19 protein-coding genes and 1 pseudogene are annotated in these 25,997 nt (G+C 70.5%); 8 read left to right on the plus strand and 12 right to left on the minus strand.

Features of this window, described 5'->3' with window-relative positions; all coding sequences use genetic code 11:
- Positions 1-3: 3 nt before the first annotated feature.
- The 3 genes from VM306_RS12710 to VM306_RS12720 form a co-directional block, all read right to left on the minus strand.
- Positions 4-4,059, minus strand: coding sequence for a hypothetical protein (locus VM306_RS12710; RefSeq protein ID WP_325514480.1), 4,056 nt, complete (start codon positions 4,057-4,059; stop codon positions 4-6).
- Between the two features lie 2 nt (positions 4,060-4,061).
- The gene (locus VM306_RS12715) at positions 4,062-7,265 is read right to left on the minus strand and encodes a hypothetical protein (RefSeq protein WP_325514482.1); all 3,204 of its coding nucleotides are present in this window, start codon (positions 7,263-7,265) and stop codon (positions 4,062-4,064) included.
- Positions 7,266-7,750: 485 nt separating this feature from the next.
- On the minus strand, positions 7,751-8,677 hold the full coding sequence (locus VM306_RS12720) for a hypothetical protein (RefSeq protein ID WP_325514484.1): 927 nt from the start codon (positions 8,675-8,677) through the stop codon (positions 7,751-7,753).
- A 407-nt stretch (positions 8,678-9,084) separates the two neighbouring features.
- Here VM306_RS12720 and VM306_RS12725 point away from each other — a divergent pair, with 407 nt between their 5' ends.
- Both VM306_RS12725 and VM306_RS12730 read left to right on the plus strand, forming a co-directional pair.
- Positions 9,085-9,381 (plus strand): tetratricopeptide repeat protein, encoded by a 297-nt coding sequence (locus VM306_RS12725; protein ID WP_325514486.1) that lies wholly within the window; start codon positions 9,085-9,087, stop codon positions 9,379-9,381.
- 53 nt (positions 9,382-9,434) lie between these two features.
- Entirely contained in the window at positions 9,435-9,833 is a 399-nt protein-coding gene (locus VM306_RS12730; RefSeq protein WP_422655550.1) for a tetratricopeptide repeat protein, read from the plus strand.
- 99 nt (positions 9,834-9,932) lie between these two features.
- Here VM306_RS12730 and VM306_RS12735 read toward each other — a convergent pair whose 3' ends face one another.
- Positions 9,933-10,832 carry a DUF1963 domain-containing protein gene (locus VM306_RS12735; RefSeq protein WP_325514488.1) on the minus strand — a complete coding sequence of 300 codons (900 nt, stop codon included), beginning with the start codon at positions 10,830-10,832 and terminating at the stop codon, positions 9,933-9,935.
- Between the two features lie 122 nt (positions 10,833-10,954).
- Positions 10,955-12,211, minus strand: coding sequence for an MFS transporter (locus VM306_RS12740; RefSeq protein ID WP_325514490.1), 1,257 nt, complete (start codon positions 12,209-12,211; stop codon positions 10,955-10,957).
- A gap of 278 nt (positions 12,212-12,489) precedes the next feature.
- Between VM306_RS12740 and VM306_RS12745 the strand changes: the two genes are divergently transcribed.
- Together VM306_RS12745 and VM306_RS12750 are read left to right on the plus strand one after the other, a co-directional pair.
- Positions 12,490-15,189, plus strand: a complete 2,700-nt coding sequence (locus VM306_RS12745) for a helix-turn-helix domain-containing protein (protein ID WP_325514493.1) — start codon at positions 12,490-12,492, stop codon at positions 15,187-15,189.
- A gap of 454 nt (positions 15,190-15,643) precedes the next feature.
- The gene (locus tag VM306_RS12750; protein ID WP_325514495.1) at positions 15,644-16,528 is read left to right on the plus strand and encodes a peptidoglycan-binding protein; all 885 of its coding nucleotides are present in this window, start codon (positions 15,644-15,646) and stop codon (positions 16,526-16,528) included.
- A gap of 454 nt (positions 16,529-16,982) precedes the next feature.
- Here the strand turns inward: VM306_RS12750 and VM306_RS12755 are convergent, their stop codons facing one another.
- From VM306_RS12755 to VM306_RS12765, 3 genes are all read right to left on the minus strand, one after another.
- A complete protein-coding gene (locus VM306_RS12755; protein WP_325514499.1) occupies positions 16,983-17,225 on the minus strand; it encodes a hypothetical protein in 243 nt (80 codons plus the stop codon).
- Between the two features lie 72 nt (positions 17,226-17,297).
- A complete protein-coding gene (locus VM306_RS12760) occupies positions 17,298-17,858 on the minus strand; it encodes a snapalysin family zinc-dependent metalloprotease (protein WP_325514502.1) in 561 nt (186 codons plus the stop codon).
- 308 nt (positions 17,859-18,166) lie between these two features.
- On the minus strand, positions 18,167-19,027 hold the full coding sequence (locus VM306_RS12765) for a hypothetical protein (protein ID WP_325514505.1): 861 nt from the start codon (positions 19,025-19,027) through the stop codon (positions 18,167-18,169).
- A 244-nt stretch (positions 19,028-19,271) separates the two neighbouring features.
- Between VM306_RS12765 and VM306_RS12770 the strand changes: the two genes are divergently transcribed.
- The 3 genes from VM306_RS12770 to VM306_RS12780 all read left to right on the plus strand — a co-directional run bounded on the left by VM306_RS12770 (position 19,272) and on the right by VM306_RS12780 (position 21,949).
- Positions 19,272-19,661, plus strand: a complete 390-nt coding sequence (locus VM306_RS12770; RefSeq protein WP_325514507.1) for a YciI family protein — start codon at positions 19,272-19,274, stop codon at positions 19,659-19,661.
- Positions 19,661-20,902 carry an RNA polymerase sigma factor gene (locus tag VM306_RS12775; RefSeq protein ID WP_325514509.1) on the plus strand — a complete coding sequence of 414 codons (1,242 nt, stop codon included), beginning with the start codon at positions 19,661-19,663 and terminating at the stop codon, positions 20,900-20,902. The genes VM306_RS12770 and VM306_RS12775 overlap by 1 nt, the downstream gene beginning before the upstream one ends.
- Before the next feature lie 90 nt (positions 20,903-20,992).
- Positions 20,993-21,949, plus strand: coding sequence for a MerR family transcriptional regulator (locus VM306_RS12780; protein ID WP_325514511.1), 957 nt, complete (start codon positions 20,993-20,995; stop codon positions 21,947-21,949).
- On the opposite strand, the gene VM306_RS12785 is transcribed toward VM306_RS12780, so the two are convergent.
- The 3 genes from VM306_RS12785 to VM306_RS12795 are packed head-to-tail and all read right to left on the minus strand — an operon-like array spanning position 21,946 to position 24,205.
- Positions 21,946-22,917 carry an ABC transporter permease subunit gene (locus VM306_RS12785; RefSeq protein ID WP_325514514.1) on the minus strand — a complete coding sequence of 324 codons (972 nt, stop codon included), beginning with the start codon at positions 22,915-22,917 and terminating at the stop codon, positions 21,946-21,948. The two genes, VM306_RS12780 and VM306_RS12785, sit on opposite strands and share 4 nt — an antisense overlap.
- The gene (locus tag VM306_RS12790; RefSeq protein WP_325514516.1) at positions 22,905-23,813 is read right to left on the minus strand and encodes an ABC transporter ATP-binding protein; all 909 of its coding nucleotides are present in this window, start codon (positions 23,811-23,813) and stop codon (positions 22,905-22,907) included. The genes VM306_RS12785 and VM306_RS12790 overlap by 13 nt, the downstream gene beginning before the upstream one ends.
- Complete coding sequence (locus tag VM306_RS12795; RefSeq protein ID WP_325514518.1) at positions 23,810-24,205, minus strand: GntR family transcriptional regulator; 396 nt, start codon at positions 24,203-24,205, stop codon at positions 23,810-23,812. The genes VM306_RS12790 and VM306_RS12795 overlap by 4 nt, the downstream gene beginning before the upstream one ends.
- A 342-nt stretch (positions 24,206-24,547) precedes the next feature.
- Between VM306_RS12795 and VM306_RS41360 the strand changes: the two are divergent.
- Positions 24,548-24,799: pseudogene (locus VM306_RS41360) on the plus strand (BTAD domain-containing putative transcriptional regulator); the annotation flags it as partial.
- 88 nt (positions 24,800-24,887) lie between these two features.
- On the opposite strand, the gene VM306_RS12800 reads toward VM306_RS41360, so the two are convergent.
- Positions 24,888-25,997 (minus strand): ricin-type beta-trefoil lectin domain protein (locus VM306_RS12800; protein ID WP_325514520.1); only part of this gene is annotated, 1,110 nt, incomplete at its 5' end.

Below are 25,997 nucleotides of genomic sequence, written 5' to 3' on the forward strand. Positions count from 1 at the left end.
CTCTCAGGCCAGCGGGACGGTGTCGGTGTGGACCAGGCGGGTGGCGGCGGTACCGCCGTTGCCGTCGCGGTGCACCTCGAACTCCTCGACGGCCAGCCGCAGCGCCCCCGCCCCGGTGGGCAGCGACACCGTGCCGAACCAGGTCTGGATGCCGTCGGCGTCGGTCGGGGTGGAGATCGTGGTGCTGAAGCCGCCACCCACCGGCTGCCAGCGCAGCACCGGGTCGGTCACGCCGTCGAGCTGCCGCTCCACGGTCACCCGCACCTCGTTGCGCCGGCCGGAGTCGGTGAGCAGCGGACCGGGGCCGGTCACCTGGACGGTCCTGGTGGAGCCGCTGCCGGTCACGACGACCGAGCGGTCCGGCGCGAGCTGCGTGAAGTCGGCGGTCGCCACCGCGGACAGGTGGCAGCCCGCCACGGAGTTCTGCTGGAAGCGGGCCAGCGCCAGCCGCACGAACGGGAAGTAGCCCTGCAGCGGGTCGTCGCCGGTTCGCGTGATGCGGATGTCGCTGAACCACAGCCCGCGGGCCGAGTCGTAGGCCACGTCGTAGGCGGCGAACTTCAGCTCCGCGGCCGGGAACTCCGGCACCGCCATGCCCGTGCCGTAGATGGCGGCCTGCGGGAACGAGCTCGTGGTCACGTCGTCGGGCACCACCGTCGAGTGCATCGCCGCGTCGGCGCCCCATGCGGTCACCACGCCCCGCATGTGCTCCGGCACGTCGTCGACCTCGTCGGGCCACAGCAGGACGGCGAGCCGCTCCCCCGCGCCGCTGGAGAACCACGGCCGCTCCAGGTACACCCGCAGCCCGCCGCCGCGCCGCACGCTCCGGCCGGGTGCCGGGTTCTCCCAGCGGAAGATCGGCACGACCTGGCGAATCCTGGGTGCCGCGGGACGGGCCGTGCTGGGGACGTCCTGTTCGATGATCGCCGCCGCGGTGCGCGTGTCCGGGCGGACGAACGACACCTCCAGCGTGCGGGGCGAGATGAGCCTGCCGCCGGTGGTGCGCGCGAACGTCCCGGTGGAGGCGTTCGTGATCACGTAGTCGCCGGACGCCACGTTCGGGGCGCTGCCCAGCAGGCCGGGGTGGTACTGCTGCTGGGTCTCCTTGTCGACCACGACCAGGTGGGAGGGGTCGATCGGCACGCCGAGGCTGTGCTGCGCGCCGGTGAACGAGACCTCCCTGCGTTCCCGGAAGAACTCGCTGAAGCGGGTGACGGCCCGCACCTCGTACCGCACGTGGCGGTGCTTGGTGTCACCGAACTCGTGCCGTGCCTGGAACTCCACCGCCTCCGTCGTCGGTGCCGGTCCGTGTGCCCGGTCCAGCGGCACGGTGATCGGGGCGGCCTTGAACTCGCGGTCGACCACCGGCTCGGTCACCCCGTCGTCCACCGGCATGTGCCAGCGGCCGGCGAACTCCACGCTGCCGCTGCTCTTGCGGCTGACGGTCATGGACGAGCCGATCACCGCGTGGGTGGAACCGACACGGCCCTCGACCGGCCGCCGGACGGTGACCGCGCTGACGTCCGGCACGGCGAGCGGTGTGCGGACGGCGTGCGTCAGGGTCAGCGTCCTGGCGGGCGTGAACATCCAGTGCCGGCCTCCGACGACCGACTGCCGCAGTGCGGTGACGTTCACCTGGTCGGCCGGGTGGGCTGCGTTCCACTCGGCGGCGCCCTGCTCGACCAGCGGCCACAGCGCCATCAGGTCGAGGTCGGCCGAGTCGAACTGGGCGGAGAGCTGGAGCTGGTAGCTGTCCCCCGGCATGAGCCGCACGGTCAGCACGCGGTCCGTCCCGTTCCAGGACCAGCCGGCCGTGCCCTGCTGGAGGCGGATGCGGAAGCCCTTGGCCGCCGGCCAGGTCGCCGGGTCGGCGGCGACGATCGTGGTGGAGGTGGTTCCGCCGGGCAGCCCGCGCACCAGGACGCGCCTGGCGAGCGGTTCCGGCAGGTAGGGAACGGGGAGCTGGTCGGTGTCGTAGTACCAGTGGTCGTCCGCGGGTGCGGGCAGGGTGCGCGCCGAGGCGTGCTGTTCCAGCACGGCCGCGTCGCGGGCGGCCAGGTCGGCGTACGCGACGGCGTCCATCGGCCTGCCCGTGGCGGCCCGGTCGAGCATCCCGTGCTGTTCGGCGACCTGGACCGTGGTGCGGGGCGGCAGCACGTGCCGGTCGGCCGTGCCCACCGCGGTGTCGCTGCCGGTGTTGCCGCGCAACACCGCCACCTCCAGCGACTCGCCCTCGCCCGGCACCGAGCGCAGCAGCACCTCGGGGGCAGGCACGGGTTCGAACCGGCGGAAGGTCTCCACCGCGGTGCTCACCGCCGGGTCGGTCATCGCGTCGGCCTGCTCGGCGGTCACCGAGTTGCCCGCGATGTCCACCACCCGCGCCCGCAACCGGTACCGGCGCCCGAACCGCAGCCGCGGCAGCGCACGGGCGCCGAACCTGGTGCGGAACGGGAAGTCGTCGTCGAGCGGCCCGTCGTTGTCGGCGAGGCCGTTGTCCTGCGCCAGCCCCTTGCCGGGGCGGCCGACGGCCAGGCTCCAGCCCGCCCAGTGCACCAGCGACTCCTGGACGTACAGGTCCTCGTCACCGGGAGCGCCGGAGGTCGTCGGCGCGGTCTGCGCCGCCGTCTCCTCCAGCACCGCGACCTCCTCGCCCGAGGAGCGCACGAACACATAGGCACCGTCGCGCCACATCAGGGAGAACCACTTGCCGGTGGTGTCGTCGCGCACGTCCCACCGGTACCCGCGCACCACGTCATCGGCGTTGAGGGCGATGTCGTCGGTGATCTTCGCGCCGGCCGCCGTGAACGCCGCGTCGTTGTTCTTCTGGTTCCGGTCGGCCTTGTGCGCGAGCCGGGAGGCCCGCGACAGCCTGCCGACCGAGAACCCGGCGGTGTGCAAGGACGGCAGGGCCTGCGTGTCCGGGGTGGACGCGCTGCGCTTGACCACCCGCCCACCCTGTTCGTACCGCGCACGGGTCACGGTGTCGGCGAACTGGCGCACGGCCAGCGCCGCGTTGTCCGGGTCGACCTGCACGACGGCGAACCGGTCGGTGTCGCCCACGAGCAGCATCCGGTCGCGCTGGTCGCTGTCGGTGTCCGGGACCGCGGTGAACACGTGGCCCTTCGCACCCTTGCCCACCTGGCACCGCATCGTGGGCCGCACGTGCACCTCGGCGTCGGTGCCCAGCGCCGGCTTGAGGTCGGTGACCACGCGGACCTTGGTGTCCCGGACGTTTCCCCGCACCAGGGCCAGCAGTGCGGGGTCGGCCGACTCGAAGTCGAGCACCAGGCCCAGCAGCCGCTGGAGGTGGTCGTGCTCGCGGGTCAGCGAGACGACCTGGTGGAAGTCCAGCTTCGGCGGGTCCAGCTTCGGCGGATCACCGGCCGGGGGCTGCTCCCGCCTGCGGTGGAACCGTTCGGCCTGCAGGAACGACGTCGCGATGCCGTCGGAGGTCGAGGCGTCGCCCGGCCGGAACGGCACCGCCCACCTGGCCGGGTCCTGCGGGTCGAGGGTGAACAGCTTCTCCAGCTCGCCGCGCAGCCGATCCTTGCGCTGCAGGCCGGGACCGGTCCGGTCGCTGTCGAACTCGAACCCGACGGGTCCGAACGCGTCGGCCGCGACCAGGTCGTCGAGCGGCGGGAACTGTTCCGGGTACCGCGCGCCGAACCGGCCGTAGCGCTGGTGGAGGAAGTCGCGCACGTGCCGGGCCGGGTAGGAGCGCAGGCGCCGGCGGGTGAGCCTGGGCAGCGCGTGGCCCTCGACGTGCGAGGTGAGGGAGAACAGGGCCTTCCAGTGCTTGCTCACCGGGGTGGACACGCGTCTGGTCGCGACGCGCACGGGTTTGCCGTTGGTGTCGGGGATGTCGGGGAACTCCAGCCAGAACGTCGCGGCGGAGACCTTGGCCGGCCAGTCCTGCCAGTCCTTGAAGTCGTTCAGCGTGCCGGACGGGTTGGGCGCGGTCAGCAGCCGCGGTGCGACGTGCACGGAGAAGAAGACCCGGTCCAGGCCGGGGGTGACCCCGTTGGGCAGCACGGTCCAGGTGATGGTCTGACTGCTCATGATCAGGCTCCCACTGGTGCGAACGCGGCGCAGTAGCCCGCCCAGTCCTGCTGGGTGAAGGCGGCGCCGAAGGGGTGAGCGGGCACGGCCGGCGCGGCGGCCAGGGCCAGGCGGCTGGAGCGGCTCGCCGAGGGCGGTGGGGTCTTGGCGAACTCGCGCTGGGTGCGGAAGGTGCGCGTCTCGCTGAAGAAGAACAACTCGAAGGACACCGTCACGGAGGCCTCACCGAAGAGCACCGAGCTGCCGTCGGTCTTCTCCAGGTAGGTCAGGCACATGTAGAACTCGACCGACACGGTGCACAGGCCGAAGAGCTTGAGCGCCCCGCGGATCCGCAGGAACGCGGCGAAGCCGACCTGCTGGCGCACCACCTCGGTGCCGTTCTCGACGACCTTCACCTTCTCCAGCAGGTAGCAGATGCCGCCGGCCGCCTCGACGACGCCGGAGCCGATGCCCACGTTCAACGACAGGCCCGCGCCGAAGACGAAGCCGATCTCCAGGCGTTCCATCCCGTCGGCGCCCAGTGCCAGGCCCACGTAACCGCCGCCGTTGAACCCGAAGATGCGCAGCTGGAAAGGCCGCTCACGGCTGTTCAGCGCGAAGTTCAGCCGCACCGGGCTGCCGTCGAACGGGATCTCCACGGCGGTGTGGACCGCGGCCTCGCTGATGGCCATCGGGCCCAGCGGGATCTCCGGCAGCTGGAACCGCAACCCGGCCCTGACGCCCGCCGTGCTCGCGGTGATCTCCAGCTTGCCGCCCAGGAACGAGAACTTCTCGGCGATGTCCTGCACCCACTTGAGGGCCTTCTGGAAGTCGACCTTCCGCAGGTCGCAGTCCACGTTCGTCTTCATGCCGCTGCCGGAGGCGTAGCGGAGGTGGCCGAAGTGCAGGCTGATCCAGTGGCTCGGCCCGCCCTTGCCGAGCAGGTGCAGGGAGAAGTCGAGCATCTCGGCGTTGACGCGGGTGCTCGACTCGGCGTCACCCTTGTACGGGCTGACGTAGACGGTGCTCAGGGTGAGCGGGTAGAGGTTGTTCGGCCCCGGCTCGAACCCCAGCTGGGCCTTCACCTCGGGCTTCCAGTAGATCGACCACTCGTCGACGCCGAGCTCGGGGATCCGGCGGTGGCCCATCTTCGGCGCGGTCTCGGGGTTGGCCTTCTGCGGGTTGCCCTTGGGCCCGGCCAGCAGGTCCTTGAGCGGGATGCCGCCGAGGAACCGGGCCTTGCCGCCGTCTCCGAACATCTGCGCCGGGTCGTAGAGCTCGTCGGCCGCGTTGATCGGTCTGATGGTGACCGGGCCGTTCTTGGCCGAGATCGCCTGGACGTCGCCGCCGGGGGTGACCAGGCCGCCGGTGCTGGCGGGAGAGACCGCGAGCGGCAGCGGCGGCGCGGCCGAGTGCAGGGCCAGGAAGACCCCGCCGCCGTTGTTCGTGCCGTTGATCCCCCCGTCCAGGTAGGGCTGGGCGAACTCGAACGCCGTCGCGGGCACCGGGTTGCCGGTCACCGCGGAGACCTCGGGCAGCCGCAGAACCACCCGTTCGGCGCGGGGGTGGAACGGTGCCAGGCCGCCCGTCGCCGACAGGGGCCCGGAGTTGAGCACGATCCGGTCCACGTTGGCCGAGGTGCTGCCTTCCGGGTACGTGCCACGAGGTGCCAGCGCCACCTTGTGGCCGCCGATGTCGAGGGTGCGCACGGCGATCGCGTCGGTGGTGGTGCGGGTGTTGTACGCGGTGTGGATCGCGGTGAGCAGATCACCGGCGTTCGGTGCGGTCACCGTCGAGTCCGGCACGAACACCACCGGCACGGTGAAGTCGGTCTCGTGCCCGTCGTGGTCGGTGCCGCGCAGGTGGAAGGCGAACGGGATCTCCGGTGCCGTGGCGGCCTTCGGCACGAACGCGGTGGTGACCCGGCCGCCGGCGAAGTCCTGCGGAGTGGCCAGCGGTGGGGTGATGCGGGTGAGCACCCGGACCGAGGCGAACGGCAGCTCGCGCCCTTTCCTCGGAAGCGTGGTGTCGGCCCAATAGGTGCGCATCGGTTGCTGCACCACGATGTGCTGGGTGCGGTGCACATAGGCGTACCACGGACCGGGGGTGCCGTCCGGGTTGGGGCGGCGGGCGATCCGGCGTTCGGCGACCTCGACCAGCGATGCCCGGTGGCCGTGGGGGAACAGGAATCCCGCGTTCTCCGTGCGCACCAGGTGGTCGCGGCCCAGGGTGGCGCGGTGCTGCCAGCCCCTGAGCTGCAACGAGCTCGTGGACGGGTAGCTCCACCGGCCCTCGGCCTCGAAGCTCGCGCCGAGGCTGCTCAACGTCAACCCGGTCACCTCGACCGGCTTGGGCAGCGACGGGTCGAGCCCGGTGCGCAGCGTCGGGTCGGCCGACAACCGGACGACGGCGAACCGCTGCTTCGGCGTCAGCACGTGCGGAACGTCGTCGCTGTCGGGCACGGATGCCGGGGTGCGCACCCACGACGCCATCTGCGGGTCGGCGAGCCAGATCGCCCTCATCTCGCGGGCGTGCGGCCCGTCGTCGACACCGGCACCGGTCCTGGCACCCAGCCGGGTGTGCCACAGCTCGGTCCACCCGTTGCGCGTCACCGGCGCGGCGGAGTGCTTCCAGCCCTCGTTCTCGTTGGGCGACAACAGCACCCGCCACGGCAGCTCCAGGGCCGTCTCCGTGTCGATCGGTGCCACGAGCGCGGACGCGGTCTGCGTGGTGGTGGCGGTCGCGGCCAGTCTGGGGGTGAACGCGGTCCACGCCAGCAGCGCGTCGAGCGTCGTGGCCATCGGCAGGGCCGCGGTGATGTCGAACGCCAGCCGGCTTGGCCCCGAGACCCTGGTGGGCAGGGGCAGGTCGCTCGTTCCCAGCGGTGTGGTCAGCATCCGCTCCCGCACGGCCTGTGGCGGGAAGTGCACCACCATGAACGCGCTGCCCGCGCCGACCTTGCGTAGTTCCGAACCGGAGGCGGTCTGCACCAGGTCGGCGTTGAACAGGTCGATCCGCAGGTTCAGCGCGTCCTCCCGGCGCCGCAGGTGCAGTGTCCGGGTGGCGGTGGCGGTCAGCGCGATGTCCGCGGTCACGTCACCGGGCGACGTCCCGCCCGACCTCGCGACCGCCAGCACCAGGCCGCCCGCACCCGTCAGGTACAGGAACCGGCGGCGGCTGACGGGCTTGCTGCTGCCGTCCTGCTCCGGCACGTCTTTCTCGCTCATCCCTCGTCCTCACCAGGTCTGGGAGTGAGCCGTCGGGCCGACTCCCGGTGGATCGGTGTACGCATCGACCCAGCGTCGGGTCAGCTCCGGTGAGCCGGCAGGTCCACTACCGGACGGGCTGCGCAGGACCACTACCGGTCACGGGCGACCTGGGGCGTGCTTCGGCGGGATGACGTTGCACTGCGAAGCACCGCGTTGCGTCCACAGTGGACGTGGCGCGGTGGCCCGCTTTGCCGAGGACCGACCGGAGGCATCGGGGCTTGGCCCCTGGCTCTGCGATCCGCGTGGTCAGATCCGAGTACGTGCGATGCCACCTCGATGTGACCGATGACGGCTGAAGGCGTACTTTTCGGCATGCACAGGGACAGGCGGCACCTTGTCGTCGTGCCTGCCTTGTGCACGCAGTCTTTCGTAGTGCTCAGGCCAGATGACAATGCTTGGACCGCTATCTGTTCCCGGGCACCAACACGGCCTCCCCTTGCGGGTCACGACTGCTCGTGGTCGATCTCCCGCAACGCCACCTCGAGCACTTCGAGATAGGTCACGTCGGCCACCACGGTCTTGCGCTTGCGGCCGAGCATCGTGCGCCCCGCGGGCTCGTCGCGGGTCTGCCACCACTTCGCTCCGTCGGCGGTCGACCGGATGACCAGAGTGCCACTGGGCAGCATCAGCTCGTATTCGTGGACCTTGAAGTGGTCGAGTTCGCCGTCCAGCAACGCCAGCAACACACACGCGCGTCGCAATGCCGCCTCGTACGCCTCCGGGTCCTGATCGCACGGCGGCAGCACGATGACGACGCGCGACGTCACCCCGGCCTGCCGGATCTGCTCGATCTCCCAGACGAAACCGTCGCCGAAGTCCCGGTCCGGCGGCAGGATCAGCACGATGACGTGCGCACGGCTGATGAGGCGCTGGGCGACCTCCTGCCACACGTCGTCGGCGGCGCGCATCAGGATCGGTCCCGGTGGGGCGAACGTGGTGCGCTGGTCGACGATGCCGTAGGTGTCCATGTCGAGCACCGTGCGCGCGGCGCGGGTGACGAGCTGCTCCATGGTCAGGTTGCGGATGAAGGGTCCACCGCCGGTACGGCGTTTGGCCCCCGTCTTCGGAAGCACGATCTCGGCGTCCTGCCCGAACGGCCGCAGGATGAGGCAGTACTTCTTCTTGGCCCGCAGCAACCCGAACACGACCTGCTCGTGCGACGGCGTACCCGCGGACCGCGGGTACCTGGCGGCACCCACGACGATCATCACGAGTGCGCTCAGCGCCATACCGAGCACGCCGCCCGCGCCGCTGAGCTTCTCCAACCCGCCCATGGCGAGCAAGGTGAGCCCGGCTGTCAGGCCGGCGAACAGCACGATCAGCCCGCGCACACGGGTGAATCGGTAGAGCCGCACGAACAACGCCTTCACGCCAGTTCCTCGATCACCGGCTGTAGATCGTTACGGTCTGCTGAGCTCGCGCACGGAAGCGCTCTCGCCGCACAGTCCAGTCGCGTGCCGGATGCGCGGTGACGCCGGTGATGTGCAGGTATTCGGTGTCGTGCTTCAGGAATACCAGCGCGTACAGGCGCTTGTCGCGTGCAGAGTCGATCTGGCCGAAGCGAGCTGGTCCGCGACGTCGCCGGGTTGCGCAGACCTCCGTCGCGCAGGTCGCTGATCAGCTGTGCGGTGAGCGGGTCCTGGGGGTTGGTGGTGAGGGCGACCAGGCGGCGTTTCCACCGGGGGTCGAAGGGGCGGACCGCGCCGGCGAAGCCCGCGGGGATGGCGCTGACCGGCACCACTGAGATGCCCAGACCCGTCGCCGCCAGCTGAGGCGCGTGCGTCTGCGGATCGCCCGGTACCGCGAGGCACGGGAGTGCTTCCGGACGGCCCACGACCTGGCGGAGGCGCTGGGAAGTCAGCGCGACGGCGGCGTCCTGATCAACAACCTCGGGTTCGTCGCGGCGGATCTGGGCGAACATCCCGAGGCCCTGGACCGGTTCGAGCGAGCGCTCACCATCAACCGGGCCACCGGCTTCCGGCAGGGCGAGGCGCTGTCGCTGGCCAACATCGGCCGGCTGCACGGTCGTTTTCACCGCTCCCCGCGGGCCCGGTCCCATCTACGCAGGCGCTGACCCTGAGCCGGGAGATCGGCTACCGGTTCGGGGAGGGATGGGCACTGGCCTGGCTGGCCGCCGTGCACCGCCGCCAGGGCGACCTCCCGGCAGCGATCGAACTGGGCCGGCTGGCCCTCGACGTCGGCGCGGCGGCGGGGGTCGCCGACGTCGAGTGCGACGCGCTCAACTGCCTGGGCGAGACGTACCTGGCGTTGGGCGACATCGAGATGGCCGCCAACCTGCACAAGCGTGCCGAGAGCCTGGCCACCGGCCACAACCTCACCCTGGAGATCGCCCGTGCCGCCGAGGGCCAGGCGCACATCGCGCTGCGCCACGGCAATCCGGCCGAGGCCCGCCGGCTCTGGGAGCAGGCGCTGACGCAGTACCCGGAGCCCCTCACCGACCAGGCCCACGCTCGCGCGCACCTGGCCTCCCCCGACTCCACGTGCGAACGGTGCGCCGTCGGCTGACCTTCTGTTGCTCACACCCGCGTAGCCGGTGATGCTGTCGTCTGCACCTGCCGACCGGGGGAACGACTCCGGCGGGAAACGCGACCCAGCCGTCCGGGCCTACTCGGTGAACATCGTGTAGGAGCGCATCTGGTCGAAGCGCTTCGCGGCCAGGTCTTCGGCGCGGAGCAGGAAGCACCCGTAGTAGACCTCGCTCTGCGTGGGGAACTGGGCGAGCGGCAGCCATTCCCGGACCAGCTGGTGCTCCTCCTCGCGCTGCAGGCGCAGCCGCTCGTCGATCGGCAGGTCCGAGCCCGCCGCCCGCCGGCTCTGGATGCTGTCGAAGGACATCTGCGAGTGCGGGTCGTCCGAACTGCCCTTGTTGCGGCAGTACCCGCCGATCTGGAGCGTGCTGCGGTAACGGTTGCCGTTCTCCGGCCAGAGCTCGCCGACGACCTCACGCAGCTGGTCGATGTGCTTGAGCTCGTCGACCAGCTGCTTCACGCTTTCCGCCTGGAACTGAGCGTTGCGGTCCTCGATCCAGTCCGGCAGCTCCGGCCGCACCCGCGCGGTGATGCGGTGTTCGGGGATGAGGAACGGGATGTCCTCGCAGAAGAACGTCCTGGAGTCGTGGTCGGGCGGCGGTGCCGCCACCTCCGTCTCCGTGCCCGCGGGAACGTACAGGACCCGCGAGTAGGCGGGAGAGGGATGTTCGTCCATGTCCTCCTCGTGGTGCAGGAAGAACAACAGCGATCCGTCCGCCGGCAGACCGAGTCCCTCGGCCAGCGGCAAGGCCGCGCAGTCGACGGAACCGATGAACGGCAACGGCGACTCGCCACCCGGCCAGTCCACGCCCACCGGTAAGCGGGGAAGACCGCCCATGTGGCCGACGGCTTCCTCCCCGTCCTTGGTCGGCCACGCCCAGACCGCGAACCGGAGGTGCTCGGCGAACCTGCCGACCTCGTCCTCGGGAATGCCTCGATCGATCGCCGCACTGCGGAACTGTTCGTAACGATCCATGGCGCAACATGATCGCAGAAAGGTGAAAGCGCTTCCACAGCCCCCGGTCCAGTTGAGACGGACTACCGGTTTCCCTCCCACGGGAGGCCCTCGGTTAGTCCACTGTGGATTTCCGATCGCGCTCATCCGGCCGATCGTTCCGTGGCGCTCGCCAGGGCGCGGTTGTTCAGCAAGGGGTAGAAGGCCAATGCCACCAGGATCAGGAACACACCGGCGGCGACGTACGAGACCTGGACGGCGAAGACGGTCGCGAGGACGCCGCCGAGTGCCGCTCCGACCGGGCCTCCGATCATCACCACCAGCCTGCTCGAAGAAAGCACCCTGCCCAGGAGTTCGTCGGGCACCATCTGCTGGCGCAATGTGCTCACAACGACTTTCTCCGCGGTCATCAACGCACCGGTCACCGCCATCATCGCGGCCGCCACCCACGAGTTCGCGACGAGTCCCAGGACCAGGATGGCCGCGCCCACGCCGGTCTTGCCCACGAGCATCACCGTGCCGGGACCGAACCGCCTGCCGGCGGCCGCGGCGGTCAGTCCCCCGGCCGTCGCACCGACCGCGGTGGCCGTCAGCAGCAGGCCGAAACCGAAGTCCGGAAGTCCGAGGACCTCCTCCGCCAGCAGCGCCAGCATCGCGAACTGGGCGGTGGCGGCCACGTTGCCGAGGCAGGAGACCGTGGCCAGCGCCCGCAGGGTCCGGTTCCCGAACAACCACCGGACGCCCTCGACGATCTCACTCCGCACGCTCTCACGCGGCGCTTCGGACGCCCTCTCCGGCTTGGCGTCCGTCTTGATGGAGAGGATCAGCAGGCCGCTCGCGGCGAACGAGAGGGCGTTGCCGGCGAACGGCAGGAAGTTCCACACGCCGAACAGAGCGGAACCGGCCGGGGGCCCCACGAAGTCCTCGCCGTTGCTCTCCGCCGCGACGATCCGCCCGTTCGCCGTGGCCAGTTTGCGCGGATCACGCGACACGAATTCCGGGATGGCCGACTGGGCTGCGATGTCGAAGAAGACCTGGCCGACCCCCAGCAGGAACGCCGCGACCACCAGCCACACCAGGTTCACGCGCCCGGTCAGGACCAGCGCCGCGAGACCGGCCAGGACGGCGAACCGGGCGAGGTCGGCCCACACCATCACCCGCCGGCGGTCCAGCCGGTCCACCACGACACCGGCGTGCAGCGAGAGCAGCACCCAGGGAGTCTCGGCCGCCATGACGACAGCGCTCAACGCCAGCGGACTGCGGGTGGCCTGCAGGGCCAGCAACGGCAACGCGGCGGCGTGCATACCGGTGCCTATGGACGACACCAGCGTGGCGCCGAAGAGCCTGTGGAATCGACTTCCCAGTCTCACCTCGGCGTCGTCGAAATCCTTCGTGGGCACTTCCGGGATTTCCTTTGACCAGGCTTTCGGAACAGAAGACCGGACGCGGCACGCCCGGTGACCCGATCGCCTTCCGGTATCCGGAAGGGAGGCGAAACCCTCCCCCCAGTCGAGGGTTTCGCCTCCGGATCCTGCGGGCCGCATTGCCCTGTCCGGCGTCGATGACACCCCCAATTGACGGCCATCGAAACCGGATCCGTGGTGTGTATAGCGTGGTTGTGTTGTCCGGCGCCGGAGAGCGGCGCACCGGACAACGCGAATCCGAGGAGAGACATCAGGTGCCACGACCGGAGCGACCGCTGGAACTCGACGGGACCGCTCTCGTCGAATTCGCCGTTGACCTGCGGCGTTTGCGCCAGAACGCGGGCGGTCCGTCCTATCGCGAGCTCAGCGGGCGCGCCGGTTACTCCTCCACGACGCTCGCCGACGCCGCGGCCGGACGCAGGTTTCCCAGTCTGGAGGTCACGCTCGCCTACGTGCGCGCGTGCGACGGCGATGCCGGACTGTGGGAGCGGCGCTGGCATTCTCTCGCGACCGAACTCAACGCGACCGTTGTCGCCGAACCGGAAGATGACGACCAGGCTCCCTATGTCGGACTGTCCGTTTATCGCGCTGAGGACGCGTTCCGGTTCTTCGGCAGGGAACGCCTCGTCGACGATCTCGTCGACCGCGTGCAACGGCAGGAGTTCGTCGCCGTGTTCGGCCCGTCCGGATCGGGGAAGTCGTCGCTGATCCGCGCGGGGCTCCTCCCGAGATTGCCGGCGCACCTACTCCGGACACCGGGTGAACATCCGTCGCGAATGCTGCCCGAGCTTCCGTCCGACCCCGGGACGGTGATCGTCGTCGACCAGTTCGAAGAGGTCTTCACCCTCTGCCAGAGCGCGGACGAGCGGACGCGGTTCATCGCCGAACTGCTCCGTCGCCGGACGGTGATCGGCGTGCGGTCGGACTTCTACACGCACTGCTGCATGATTCCCGAGCTGGCGGCGGCGCTGCAGGACTCCCAGTTCACCGTCGGCCCGATGACGGCCGAGGAACTGCGCCAGGCGATCACGTTGCCCGCGACGAAGGCGAACTGCACGGTCGAGAGCAACCTGACGGCCACGCTCATCGCGCACGCCCACGGCCAGGCGGGTGTTCTGCCGTTGCTGTCGCACGCGTTGCTGGAGACGTGGCGCCGGCGCAGCGGGAACCGGCTCACGCTCGCCGGGTTCCAGGCCGTCGGCGGCATCGAGGGCGCGCTCGCGAAGACGGCCGAAGCCGTGTACGGCTCGTTGGGCGAACGCCAGCAGGGCAGGGCGCGGGACATCTTCCGGCGCCTCGCCGTGCTGGGTGAGAGCACCGAGGACACCAAACGCCGCATCTCCCCCGCCGAACTCGACGACGACCAGGACACCGCGGTGGTGCTGGACAGGTGCACCGCGGCACGGCTCCTCGTGCGCGACAAGGACAGCGTCGAGATCACCCACGAGGCGTTGATCCGCACGTGGCCCCGGTTCCGGGAATGGCTCAGCAGCGACCGCGACGGCCAACGCGTCCACCGGGACCTCACGCACGCCACGGACGTGTGGGAGCAACTCGGCCGCGACCGCAGCGCGCTGTACCGGGGAGCCCGGCTGGCGACCGCCCGCGAATGGGCGTCCAGGTCCCAGGCGCTCACCGCTCGCGAACGGGCGTTCGTCGAGGCCGGCACCGATGCCGAAGCCGAGGAGCACGTGCTGGCACGACGCCGCACCACACGCCTCAGCTACCTGGTCGCGGTGCTCGCGGCGCTGCTGGTCGTCTTGGCGGCGACAACGATCTACGCGGTGCGGGCGCGCAACGACATCACGACGCAACGCAACAGCGCGATCGCCCAGAACCTCGCGTCCGAGGCGGTCGTGGAGCATCGCACGAACCCGTCCGTCGGACTGCAGCTCGCCCTGACCGCACACCACCTCTCCTCGACCCGCAGGACGCGCGACGGGGTGCTGAGCACGCTGGCGACCGTCGTGAAGGCCCACGACGAGGAGGTCTACGCGGCGACGTTCAGCAGCGGCGGCACGCTGGCCACGGCGGGCCGCGACCACATGATCCACCTGTGGAACGTCGGCGACCGGCGCGCACCGGTCCGCCTCACCACCCTCACCGGCCACACCGGTGCCGTGCGCGTCCTGTCGTACAGCCCGGACGGGAAGGTCCTCGCGTCGGGCGGTGACGACGGAACCCTGCGGCTCTGGTCCGACCGGGGACAGCTCGCGGAGGTCACCGGCCTGGGGTCCGTGCGCGCGGTCGCCTTCAGCCGGGACGGCCGGACCGTCGTGACCGGCTCCGGCACAGGACAGGTGCAGATGTGGAACGTCGGCGATCCACGCACCCCCGTCCTCGCCACGACGCTGCGCGGCCACGCGGACGCGGTGCGGGCGGTGGCGTTCAGCCCCGACGGCAGGACGCTCGCCACCGGTGGCGACGACCACAGCGTGCGCCTGTGGCGCGACGGAGCCGAGCTCATGCCCTTGTCCGGCACCAGGATCGACGTGTTCGACCTGACCTTCAGCCCGGACGGGCACACGCTCGCCGCCGGCAGCGGCAACGACAGACCGGTGCGGCTGTGGAACGTCTCCGACCCTGCCACCCCCTCCGAGTACCCCTCCCTCACCGGGCACGAGGACGTCGTCGGCAGCGTCGAGTTCAGCCCGGACGGTCACACGCTCGCGTCCGGCAGCGACGACCGCACGGTGCGCCTGTGGGACGTCCGCGATCTCCGGCACGTCACCGAGATCGCCACGCTGACCGGAGCCGCCATCGCCGTCGCCGACATCACGTTCAGCCCGGACGGCCGGACCCTGGTGTGGACCATGTTCGACCCCACCATGCGCCTGCTGAACGCGGATCTCGGCGCCGCCGTCGCCGAGGCGTGCGGTTCGGCGGGACCGCGCCTCACCGAGGACGAATGGAGCAGGCACGTCCCGGACGTCCCGTACAGCCCTCCCTGCTGACGGACGCGACGTGGTCGATCCGCTGGCGCGGCCGTGGTGGCGCATGATCCTCACCGCGCTCCGTTGCCGGACCGGCTCGAACCAGTGGGGTGAAGTCCGTGCTGGCGCTCACGGTCGCGCACCGGATGGCGGCCGAGTTCCCCGACGGGCAGCTGTACGCGGACCTGAGAGCCACCCCCACAGCGCACGAGGTGCTCGGCAGGTTCCTGCGGGCGCTCGGGGCCGAGCCGCCCGCGGACGGTATCCGCAGGCGTCGCTGGGGCCCGTCGCCTCTTGCCGGCAGAAGGACCCGCCTCTGCTCATCGCCGTGTCAGAGCTTTGTCAGCGCCATGTCCGAGCCTGGTCCCAGAGGCACTGCGCTCGCGCCGTCCCCACTGCCAGAACGAACAGAACAACCATGTCCACAACAGCCACAGCCGTGGCCGGGCTTCGACCGAACGGAAAGAAACGCCGCATGAAGACAGAGATGAAGCCCCGAGGCGCCACCACGGCGCTGGCGACCTTCGCCGTCCTGGGCTGCCTGACGTTGAGCGCGACACAGGCCTCAGCCGCAGCCCTCCAGGCGCCGCCGTCCCCGGCCGACACCGCAGCCGCGCTGCCCGTCGTCAACATGGAAGCCACCGTCCTGGCCGCCCAGATCGATCCCCGGCGCGCCGACGACACACTGACCCCGGGCGCCAAGGACTCCGTGCTGGCCGTCGAGCGGGCACTGCAGGCACGCAACCTGCTCGACGCCCGCTGGGTCGACGGCTACTTCGGAACCACGACCATCACGGCGTACGCGGCCTACCAGCGCTCACTCGGATACACCGGACTGGCCGCGAACGGGCTGCCCGGCGCGAGTTCGCTGGCCACGCTCGGGCAGAGCCGGTTCACCGTCTCCCACGTGATCAAACCAGGCCCGAAGGTCGGGCGTGACGGGTACGTCGTCGACACCCGCACCCAGACGATGCTCACCGAGGCCGAACGCCTGCTGGGGCGTCGCCTCGTGCTGTCGCAGGGCTCCTACAACCCCGGCGGCGACCCGACCTCCGCCGGCACCCACGACGGCGGCGGCGTCGTGGACATCAACGTCGACGGCATGTCCGCCGACACCCGCACCGCCGTCGCCCGTGCGCTGCGCCAGGTCGGCTTCGCCGCCTGGGTCCGCAGCCCGGCCCAGGGCGACTGGCCGTGGCACATCCACGCCGTGGCGATCAACGACACCGACCAGGCCACCCAAGCCCAGAACCAGGTCGGTGACTACTACCTCGGCCTCAACGGCCTCGCCAACCACCGCCCCGACGACGGCCCCCGGATCCCGATCCAGACTTGGGAGGAATACCAGCGCACGCACTGACCAGACGCCACCCCGATCATCGGCCTTCCGCACAGGGCATCCCGGCGTTCCCCGGTAGTCCAGTTCGGAGTCGCGGTGGTCGTCGGGGGCGACCACCGCGACGAGCTTGTTCCCCCGGCTTCAGGCTGGAGTCGTACTCGGCGTCGTGCTCGATCACGAACTCGGGCACGTCCCGGGCCCTCTGCCTCGCGGTGGCCGCGTGCCAACTGCTGCGCAGAGCGAATCGAAAGCCGCTGGACTGATCGCCGAGGCTCACAAGGAGGTTGCGGCCTCCTGGGTGGTCCATGGCACCCCAGAGGGTGCTGGTCAGGCGACGAGGTCCAGCCAGGCCTCCGCGAGGGCACTGTGACCAGCGGCGTTGGGGTGCACGCCGTCTTCGGATCATTACTCGGGGCTCTTCCGGAGAGACAGGTCGGCGAACATGCGGTCGGCGGGCAGCAACGCGGCGCCGTGCTCACGGGCGAGCATGCGCACCACCGATCTTCAGGTCCAGGTCCGCACGCCACTGCTCGCGGTCCGCGTCGCCGATCAGTCCGCGGTGGGTCTCGATCACCGCGCTGACCGGCAGCGAGAACGGCTCGACGAGGATCAGCGACGTGCCGGCCAGTGGTGCGAGCAGGCAGGCGTAGGTCGCGGCGAACTCCTCCGTCGAACGCTCGTCACCGACGTCGTTGATCCCGACGAGGATGGTGAGCACGTCGGGCCCGCAGTTCCCGGACCGGCGAGGCCTGGGTCCACAGGAGACCCAGGCCTCGCCGGTCGTGCGCGCTCAGGAGTGGACGGGAATCTGCTCGTAGATCACCTTCCACTCGTAGGTGCCGGCGAACCCGTTGGCCCACAGGGAGTTCACCCTGGCCGCCTCGGTGGCGTTCGGCGAGGCGACGGTGCACGACGTGCCCGGACCGCCGCCCGACATCAGCTCCGAGCACGGGCCGCTGTAGTGGTCGGGCAGGCCGAGGGCGTGCCCGGTCTCGTGGGCGGTGATACGGGTGACGTAGTACTGCCGTGCTTGCGTGTAGTCGATGAAGATGGTGCCGCTGCCGTGGCCGTTGGTGGAGGCGTACGAACCGCGCGAGTCATTGCCCTCGCGGTAGCGCAGGGTGGCCGCGCTGCGGTTCTCCACCAGCTTCACGTTGCTCACCCGCGCGTTCCAGTTCGCTGCGCCCTGCCGGATGGCGCTCGCGAACGTGGGTGCGCTGCTGGTGTCGTAGTAGACGTTGACCGCCGCCGCGGTGATCGGGGCTTCACTGGCCGACGCCTGGCCGGTCAGGGGTGCGGCGACGGTCGTGGCCGCGGCGAGCGCGACGGACAGGACGACTTTCCTGAACATGGGTTCTCCTCGCTTGCAGGGTGCGAAGAATGGAACCTCGGGGTTCCGCTACCCAACGTAAGGAAGGTCGTCGCGCCACTCGCCCGCCATTGGCGTGAAGTGATTCAGCGCTCTTGACGGTTGACGTGGGCGAATATTCGGACGAATGCGGTGAAAGACACGGAAAAGGGGCGAAGGATCGTCACAGTGCGTCAGGCGCGCTGTGGGATGCCGAACACGGCTCGAAGCTCGGCGATCAGTCGGTCCGGGAGCGCGTCGACCAGTTCGCTCTAGGGAAAGGTCGTGCAGCAGCCCCGCTCAAGGACGCCTCACGCCCGCACGCTGGCCGGCGTCACCGGGTGGTCTTTCTGCCGAGTGTCGGCCGAGTAGTGGGCGACTGCGATCGCTCCGGCGATCGCCAGGACGAACCCGGCGGCCGCGGCGGTCACGTACCCGTCGCGGACTCGGTCGTCGAGGTAGACCAGTCCGACGAACGACGAGAGCGCCGTGTTGGTGGTGAACATGATCGCGGTGACCCCGGTCGGGCCGGCCTTCTGCAGCGCCATCGCGAACGCCACCGCCGCGGTGAGTCCGTTGAGGACGATGGACCAGGCCGCCGGGTCCAGGACGAGCCGCCACGCGGTGTCCGGGAGATGGAGCGTGCGCGCCGAGATGCCGACGACGCTGTAGGAGACACCGGCGCCGAACGCCAGTGCCACCGTCGCCCAGACCTGGTGGTGGCGTTTGGCGTAGAGGGCGATCACCATCACCGGAACCGTCATGCCCACGAGGATCCAGCGCCACTGCGGTGGCAGGGCCTGCGCGGGTCCCGGCTCGGCGGACACGCCCAGCAGGACCAGACCGACCGCGCCCACACCCAGCGCGCCCCATCCCGACGCACGGAGGTGAGCGCCCATGAACGCGCTGATCGTCGCGGTGACACCGACGCTGAACGCGAGCATCGACTGCACGAGGAACAACGGCAACCGGTGCAGCGCGGCAGCCGCGAAGGCGAATCCCAGCATGTCCACGCCGAGACCGAGGAAGTAAAGCCACTGCCGCCGCAGAGCGATGAGATCCAGAGACCTTCCGCCGTACACGCCCGCGCGCCGGACACCCATGGACTCCAGGATCGAACCGCTACCGGACGCCAGGGTCGCCAGCACAGCGAAGACGTAACCCAGTGCCATTCGCCCATTGTGTCAGCCGGTGACCGCGGTGCTTTCAACCTCCCCTGGGAGTGCGGCCCGGTGGCCGGGAAACCTCAGGCCACCGGGGTCATGCGCCGTTGCGGAGTGCACGCAGGTCGGCATGGCGGGCAGCTCTGCTCCACCACCTCACCTCGAGCGGCATGTCGACCTGACGGGACCGGCTCCGACGTCTCAGGTGAGGATGAGCCGTCCGGGCGCGTCCCGAGCCGATCAGGAGCCGATGGTGAAGTACGTGATCATGATCCACAGCAACCCGCAGCCGTGGGGGCATCCGACTTCCGACTACCTCCCCGACTACCAGGCCTTGCCCCAGGAGCAGCGAGACCGGATGAACTCCGAGTTCGACGACCTGCTCGGCGAGTTGCGGAAGAACGGGGAACTGCTGACGGGTGAGGCGCTGGGAGCGCCCGAGTCGTCGCGGATCTACCGGTGGGACGACGGGAAGCCGCTGGTCACCGACGGCCCGTACTCGGAGGCCAAGGAGCACCTGGCCGGCTTCTTCCTGATCGACGTGGAGAGCCACGTCCGCGCCCAGGAGATCGCCGTGCAGTTCGCCAGTCCCGGTCATGCGATCGAGTTGAGGCCCACCATGTGGCCGGGTGGCGGCGAGTAGTGAGCACGCAGGTGGTGGAGGACGTGTGGCGGCGCGAGTCGCCGCACGTCCTCGCCGCCCTGCTGCGCATGTACGGCGACCTCGGTGACTGCGAGGACGCGGCGCAGGAGGCGGCCGAAGCGGCGGCGCGGCAGTGGCATCGGGACGGTGTGCCGGCCAACCCGCGCGGGTGGCTCATCCGGGTCGCCTCCCGGCGGCTGATCGACCGGGTGCGCGCCGACAGCGCACGTGAGGGGCGTGAGGAAGCGGTGGCCGTGGCCCAGCCCGGCGACGCCTACCTCGCACCTCCGGCCGACCGTGCGCGTCACGACGAGGCCGATGACACCCTGCGGTTGTTCCTGCTGTGCTGCCACCCGAGCTTGAGCCGCTCCTCCCAGGTCGCCTTGACCCTGCACGCCGTCGCCGGGCTCAGCACGGCCCAGATCGCCGCCGCGTACCTGGTGCCCGAGCGCACGATGACCCAACGCCTCACCAGGGCGCGGTCCGCCTTGCGGGCGACGGGAGCGGCGTTCGAGCTCCCGGCCGAGGCCGAACTGCCCTCGCGCATCGCCGCGGTGCTCGACGTGTGCCACCTCATGTTCACCGAGGGGCACACCCGGTCCACCGGGGACGCGCTGGTGGACTCGACCTTGGCCGAGGAAGCGATCCGTCTCGCCCGGCAGCTGCACGCGGCGGTCCCCGACCACGACGAGGTGGCGGGCGCTGTGGCCTTGATGCTGCTCACGCACGCCCGCACGGCCGCGCGCACCGACGGCGGCGATCTGGTGCCCCTGGCCGAACAGGATCGTTCCCGGTGGGATCAGGAGCTCATCGCCGAAGGAGTGCGCATCCTGGAACGGGTGCTGCCGCGCGGGCACGTCGGCAGGTTCCAGCTCCAGGCCGCGGTGGCCGCCGTGCACGCGGAAGCCGCCGGCTGGGAGCAGACCGACTGGCGGCAGATCTGCCTCCTCTACGCGATGCTCGCGCGGGTGGCACCCGGCCCGGTCGTGACGCTCAACCAGGCGGTCGCGGTCGGGATGGCGTTCGGTCCCGAGGACGGCCTGGTCCTCGTCGCACCGTTGCTGGACGATCCCGCCATGCGGCGGCACCACCGCACCCACGCCGTGCGCGCTCACCTGCTGGAGATGACCGGCGACCTGGTGGGTGCGGTCGACGCCTACGGTCAGGCCGCCCGGCTCACGACGAGCTTGCCCGAACAGCGCTACCTCAACGCCCGGATCCGCCGCCTCGACCCGAACTGACCCCGGTGAGGTGGCCGAACACGGTCCGACGGGACGACATGGGCGCTTTACCGTTGACATTCCAGTGGCTGCAAGGTCGATGGTTCCTCCATGGACGAACGCACGGACTTGCTCACCATCGGCCAGCTCGCACGCCGTGCGGGCCTGTCAGCACGTACTTTGCGCTTCTGGTCGGACGAGGGAGTCATCACCCCGGCCGGCCGCTCGGCGGGCGGTTACCGGCTCTACGACGCCGCGTGTGCGGCCCGCGTCGAGTTCATCCGCAGTCTGCGCGAGCTGGGTTTCGGGCTCGACGACGTGCGGCGGCTGCTCGAACGCGGGGAGACGGTCGCCGAGGTCGCCGCGACGCACGTGGCCGCGATCGATGCGCAGATCCGTGCTCTGAAGGTGAGGCGGGCTGTCCTGTCCATCGTGTCGAAACGTCGATCCACTCTCGAGGAGACAGCACTGATGAACCGGTTGGCACGGCTTTCCACGGCCGAACGCGTGCAGATCATCGACGATTTCAAGGCGGACGTGTTCGGCCGCCTCGACATCGACCCGGCGTTGCGCGAACGGGTGCGCGACCTCCGCATCGACCTGCCGGAAGACCCCACGTCCGACCAGGTGGACGCCTGGATCGAGCTGGCGGAACTGGTGCAGGACGCGGACTTCCGCGCCCGGCTGGGAACTTTCTTCACGCTCAACACCGCCGCGCCCGGGAAGGAGGCACCGCCTGGCGGAACCATCTGGTGGGCTCGGCAGGTCGTCAACACCGTCGCGCAGGCGAGGGAGAAGGGCATCGGCCCCGGCGACTCCGCCGCGGCGGAGTCGATCTCCGCCATGTTCGGGGACGCCGATCTGACCGCCGTGCTGGCGTCCCTGGAAGCGGGGATCGACGCGGGCGCGGAACGGTACCGCGTCCTCGTCAGTCGCGTGCGGGGACGGAAGGGCGCACCGGACGCCACCGACGAGCTGCGATGGCTGGAGACAGCTCTGCGGATCGCTGTCGAAGGACAGGCCGCGCGGCACAACCCGGTGTCCACCCCCTCAGGGGAAGCCCGCTAGATCACACGGCGCCGCACCCGCCACACGACCACACCGATCAGGACCGCCGCGACGGCGATGAACAGGGCCGCCTCGATGAGCTGGAACGTCCAGAACCGGTCGGCCGGGTGGTAGACCCCGAACCGCTGGACGCCCCGCGCGTGCAGGAACTGGTTGAGGTTGGTGCCGGCCCGGTCGGCGGCGCCCTCCAGCTCGTAGTACTCGGTCGAGCTCAGCCTGCGCCCGGTGGCGTCCGCGTAGCCGCGTTCGATCGTCCAGTCGGCCAAGCCGGGCGCGGGCCCCGCCTGGCCCTTCGAGCCGCCGACGGGGACCGGTTCCGTGGTGGTGAGCGGCGTGGCGTACGCGGGACGGGCCAGCAGCGCCACCGGCATCCGGGCGGCGAGGAACGCCCCGAACGCGACGCCGAACGCGGGCAGGCTGCGCCGCAGGACCGCCCCCGCGGCGGTGGCGACGCCGAACGCGAACAGGGCGTACGCCACCGGGACAAGTCCTTCCAGGTCGAAGGCGTCGTACTGGAACCGCCCCTCCCACGCGTCGAACGGCTGGCGGAACCAGGTGAGCACCGCGGTGAACATCCCGGTGAGCGCGACGGTGACGCCGGCCAGTGCCGCGAGCTTGGCCGCCAGCCAGCGCATCCGCGGCACGGCCTGCGTCCAGGCGAGCTGCCAGGTGCCGTCCTCCAGTTCGCGCGCGAGCAGCGGCGCGCCGAGGAACGCACCGATGACGACGGGGACCAGGTAGAAGGCCGCCAGGAGGTTCTCGACGTACCCGTACCCCTCGTCGAGCCGGCGGAAGGAGGCCGTGCAGGTCTCGTTGGCACCGGCCTCTCCCGCACACCGGGCGGGGCCGCCGGGGAACAGGTCGTGGGCCTGCGTCCCGAGCACGAGCAGGGCGATGCCGAACATGCCGACGAGCACACCCAGGACGCAGACCTCGGTCCGGTGCTGGCGCCAGATCAACCACGCCATGCCGCCACCTCCGACGTGATCTCGGCGCTCGGCTCGGACGGCCGGCGCAGGTACGCCAGCACCAGGTCCTCCAGCGCGACCGGCTGGGCCTGCCACCCCGGCGCGGCCGGGATCGCGCCGTCGCGCACCAGCAGGGTCGTGTGCCGGTCGCTGTGGACGGCCTCCACGACGGTGCCGGCCCGGTCGAGGTCGGTGGCCGTGCGCGGGCCGACGAGCAGCCGGTGCTCGGCGAGGAGGGTGTCGATGTCACCGGTGAGCGTGACCCTGCCCTGGTTGAGCACGACCAGGTGGTCGCAGACGCGCTCGAGCTCGTGCACGACGTGGGAGGAGAACAGGACGGTCACCCCGCCTTCGGCCACCGCGCCCATGAGCACCTGCAGGAACTCGTGCCGGGCGAGCGGGTCGAGGCTGGCCACCGGCTCGTCGAGGACGAGCAGGTCCGGCCGCTTCGCCAGTGCCAGGGCCAGCGCGACCTGGGCCTGCTGCCCGCCGGAGAGCGCACCGGTCCTGCGGTCGAGCGGGATGCCCAGCTTCGCCAGCCGGCGTTCGGCCAGCCCCTGGTCGAACCGCAGGTTGCAGGCCCGGCCGAAGCGGAGCATCTCGGCGACGGTGAAGCGCTTGTACAGCGGGTGATCCTGGGCCAGGAACCCGATCCTGGACAGGGTGTGCGGCGTGCTGGCGGTGACGTCGTGGCCGAGAACCTCCACCGTGCCGGTGCTCGGTGCCAGCAACCCGACGACCAGGCGCAGCAGCGTGGTCTTGCCCGCGCCGTTCGGCCCGACCAGGGCGATCACGCCGCCCGCCGGCAGGGCCAGGGTGCAGTCGCGCAGCGCCCAGCCCTTCCGGTACCGCTTGCCCACACCGCCGGTGCGCAGCGCGAACTCGGTCGCTGTCACGCCACGCCCTCGTTCCTCGTCTGCTGGTGGACGGAGGTGAAGAGCGCGTCGACCGCCTGCTCGTCGAGACCGGCCGCGTAGGCGCGGCGCAACCAGGTCGCCAGGCCGCGGTGCAGCGACGTGTACGTCGCTGCCGACATCGCGGCCGACTGCTGTTCATCGACGAACGTGCCCTGGCCGGGCCGGCCGGTGACCAGGTTCTCCTGCTCCATCTGCCGGTACGCCTTGGCGACGGTGTTCGGGTTGATCGCCAGGTCCTCGACCACCTCGCGGATGAGCGGGAGGCGGTCACCGGGCTGGAGGAAGCCCAGCAGCACCGCCTGGCGGACCTGCTGGACGAGTTGCAGGTACGGCGGCACGCCGGAGTGGGTGTCGAGCCGGAAGACGAACACGGAAACCCCTTTGCTGCTTTACTAGTGTCATAGTAAAGCAGCCGGGTGGCGGTCAGGAGAGCCGACGCGCCCGCACGGCCGCGGCACGACCCGGTGTCCACACCCCAGGGGAAGCCCCACCGCGTGCCGGCCTGAGGACGGACATCTCACTGGGCGACCGCGCCCCTGACGGTTTCCTGACTTTTCTGCACCACCCGGGGAATCACGCGGTCGAATGGGTGATTCGGCACTATCGTCGTGGGTTTTCAGACCTGACCCGCGCTCGTAGAACGCAATCAGCAGATACCGACGTCGTTCGCCGCCGAGGGCAGCGGGTACCGGCTCCGGCTGGGTACGGGCACGCTGGACGCCCGGCTCTTCCTGGATCAGGTGGACGAGGCGCACCGGCTCGCTGCCGCCGGTGAGACCGGCTTGGCCGCCGCCGAGCTGAGAACGGGTCTGCGGCTGTGGCGCGGACCCGCCCTGGCCGGTCTGGCAGGCAGGACGCTCGAAGCCGCCGCCGCCCGGCTCGACGAGCAGAGGCGAACGGCGATCGAGGAGTGCGTCGAGCTCGAGCTGCGGCTCGGCCGCCACGCCGATCTGGTCGGCGAGCCGGCCGAGCTGGTCTTCCCCGTGGCGTTGAGATGGCTCGTCAGATGGCGAACCCGTGGAGGTCTCGCACTCCACGGGTTCGCACTCGTCGCTACGGCTGTCCCAGTGTCCACCGCTGGTTGCTGCCGCCGTTGCACGTCCACAACTGGACCAGTGCGCCGTCGGCCGTGGACGCCCCTGTCACGTCCAGGCACAGTCCTGACTGGACTCCGGTGACCGAGCCGTCGGAGTTGCGCAGCCACTGCTGGTTCGTCTGGCCGTTGCAGGACCAGAGGATCACCTTCGTGCCCGCACTGGTCTGGTTGTCGTAGGCGTCCAGACACATCGTGCCGCCGCTGATGCTGAGCTGGTTGCCGGTGGTGTAGGTCCAGTTCTGGGCCGGCTGGCCACTGCACGGCCAGATCCTCGCCTGGGTGTTGGCAGTGGCGGTGGGGACGTCGAGGCACTTGCCGGCACCGGCCGCGCGCACCGGACCGGTGACCGGGTCCTCACCGCCGGTCGTGCCGCCCGCCACCCGGTACATGACCACGCCGTGGGCGGGGACCGACGCGCTGATCGTGCCCGTCGTGGTGGAGGTGGAGCCGGACCACAGGTCCGTCAGGGTGTAGCTGCCGGCCCCGGTCTTGCCGATCGCCGACGCGGTGGTCGAGATCGTGGCGGCCGAGGAACCCTCGTTGAAGAGCACGACCGACACGTCGCCGTTCGCGAGCGGCTTGGCCAGCACGTCGCGGCCACCGGACGAGGACACCATCCGGCCCTGCCTGCCCAGCGGGTCCTGGTCCACCGCGATCACCCGCGTGTTGGTGAGAACGGAGACCGTTGTGGCACTGGCGTTCGGGATGTTGTTGCCCGCGATCAACGGCGCGGCCATCTGCGCCCACAGGCTGAACTGGGTCCGGTCTTCGGTGGCGGACATGCCGTTGCCGATCTCGAGCATGTCCGGGTCGTTCCACCCGCCGGGTCCCGCGTAGCTCGCGAGGCCGACGTTGCTGTGGAAGATGTTGAGCATGCTGTTGTAGTTCGGCGCGATGTCACCGGTGGTGCGCCAGCTGTTGCCCACACCCGCGCCCCAGGTCCACACGTTGTCCTGGCCCCAGTTGCAGAGGCTGTACAGGATCGGGCGGCCGGTGGCGGCCAGCGCGTCGCGCATGGCCGTGTAGCGGGACTGGGCGTTGACGCCCTGGTTGTTGCAGTTGTCGTA

Source organism: Lentzea sp. (genome assembly GCF_035525475.1).
Classification (GTDB): Bacteria; Actinomycetota; Actinomycetes; order Mycobacteriales; family Pseudonocardiaceae; genus Lentzea.